This window comes from Mizugakiibacter sediminis (genome assembly GCF_000953855.2).
GTDB classification, from domain to species: domain Bacteria; phylum Pseudomonadota; class Gammaproteobacteria; order Xanthomonadales; family Rhodanobacteraceae; genus Mizugakiibacter; species Mizugakiibacter sediminis.
In genome coordinates, this window is record NZ_DF970265.1 from 5,289 (window position 1) to 7,504 (window position 2,216).

The 2,216-nt window shown below is 66.7% G+C and carries 1 protein-coding gene; it reads right to left on the reverse strand.

Going from position 1 to position 2,216, the window contains the following annotated elements; genetic code table 11:
• A partial coding sequence (locus MBSD_RS13945) for a TonB-dependent receptor domain-containing protein (protein WP_062537902.1) occupies positions 1-2,216 on the reverse strand: 2,216 nt, incomplete at both ends.

The following is a 2,216-nucleotide window of genomic DNA, read 5'->3' on the forward strand; positions in this document are numbered from 1 at the left end:
ATTGGCGTTGATCACGTTGTTCTGGAAGAACAGCGGCGGCTGCTTGTCGAACGCGTTGTCCACGCCCACGTCGACGCGGGTGTTGATCGGCTCGATGTTGTAGCCCACGCTGAAGTTGTTGTAGACCTGCGCGCCGTACGGCACCTGCACGGCCGGGAAGGCCGGGCTGCCGTCCGCCGACTTCCTCTGGCTCGGATCGCGGCTGCCCACGGACAGCGGGCCGACGTAGCGGATGCGCCACGAAGCGTCCCACGCGCCCATGTTCCAGACCACGCCGGCCAGCGCGCGCCAACGCGCGTAGTTGCCGAAGTCGCGGTCATAGTGGCCCGCGATGTGCTGCACCGGCACGCCCAGCCCCGGCGCCACGTCGACGTCGTACTGGGCGATGTAGGTGCTGTCGAAGGTCAGCGCGAAGTTGCCGAAACGGGTCTCCGGCAGGCGGTACTTGAAGCCGAAGTCCACGCCGCGCGTATCCAGGCGGCCCAGGTTCAGCGTCGGCAGCGTCAGGAACGCCACGTCGCCGAGCTGGGTGCGGGTGATGTAGTTGCAGAACACGCCGGGGGTGGTCGCCGTATCGGTGTTGAAGCAGGCGTTGGCCAGGGTGTTGGCGCCCACCGGCGACACGATGGTGTCATTCAGGTAGATGCGCCACAGGTCGAGGTTGACCGAGAAACCGTCCAGCCAGTGCGGGTCGTAGACGAAGCCCCAGTCGAACGACTTGCCCTTTTCCGGCCTGAGCGCGATGCCGCGCACCACCGAACCCGACACCACCGCGTTGGCCTGGCCGAGGCCGGTGCCGGCATAGCCGACCGGCACGTTCTGGCAGGCGTGCGGATGCGCGGCGAGCTGCGCCGCGTCGAGGCCGATGCAGGGATCGGCGAACACCGGCGCGCTGCCGGTCGGACCGGCGTACAGCTCGGAGATGTTCGGCGCGCGGAACACCTCGGACACCGTGCCGCGCAGCAGCAGGTCGTCGATCGGACGCCACTCCACCGCCAGCTTGCTGTTGGTGGTGTTGCCGACGTTGCTGTAGTCGGAGTAGCGCGAGCCCAGCGTGACGTTCAGCGCGCGCGCGAACGGCAGATCCTTCAGCACCGGGATGAACAGCTCGGCGTAGGCCTCCTTCACCGAGAAGCCGCCGGCCAGCGGGTACGAGCAGGCCTCCTGCGAGATGAAGCAGGTGCCCGCCACCGGGTCGGTGGTGATGGCGACGAAATCGACGCCGTTGCGCTGGTATTCCTTGCGATAGGACACGCCCACCGCCAAGTTCACCGCGCCCGCCGGCAGGTTGAACAGTTCGCCGTTGGCGTTCGCCTCGGCCTGACGCAGCGTGTACAGCGTGTTGTAGTAAGGCGTCACCGTGTACTGGCGCAACTGGTCGGTGACGGCAGGGTTAGCCTGGTCGAAGATGTTGATCGGCGTGCAGCCTGCGATCACGTTGCCGGGCGTGCCGCACTTGACGATGCCGTCGGTGTCGAGGAACGACGGTCCCAGCGCATCGCGCAGGCCCTGGTAGTACACGTAGCCCTGGGTGCTGCGCAGCTGGCTGTAGTGGCCGTAGGTGACGCCGGCGTCCCACTGCCACGAGGTGTCGCCGATACTGCCCTTCAGGCCGCCGACCACGGAATCGGTGGCGGTGGTGAAGTTGCCGACGCGCTGGCCCAGGCCGGTGAAGCGCGAACGCAGGTTGAAGCCGCTGGTCGGGCCGAAGTCGATGCCGTTGCCGGCGCCGAGCACGCGATCGCCGAAGGGGTTGTAGTAGTTCTGCGCGGAGATGGTCACCGCGTCGTTGTTGGCGTCGAACGGCAGCGGCGCGATGGCGAACTGCGACGTGGTCTTGTTGTGGAACACGTCCAGGTAGGCGGACACGCTGTCGCTCAGCTGGTAGTTCGCCAGCGCGAACGCGCTGGTGCGCTCCTGCGGCGTCAGGATCAGGTTCTGCTTCTGGTAGTTGAAACTGTCGGTCGCGGCGCAGTACGCGCGGTAGTCCGACGGGCTGGTGCCGGAAGTGCCCGGCAGTTTGGTCACCGACGTGGCCGGCTTGCCGTTGCAGGAATTGCCGAACTGCGCCAGCAGGCTGGCCGGAAGCTGCAACTGGCCGTTGGGATTGCGGCTGGAGCCGACCTTGGTGATGGTGCCGCTGTACAGATAGGTGGCGTCCTTGGCGTAGTCGCGGTCCGCCGAGGAGATCGGGTCGAACTTGTTGTAGTTGATGC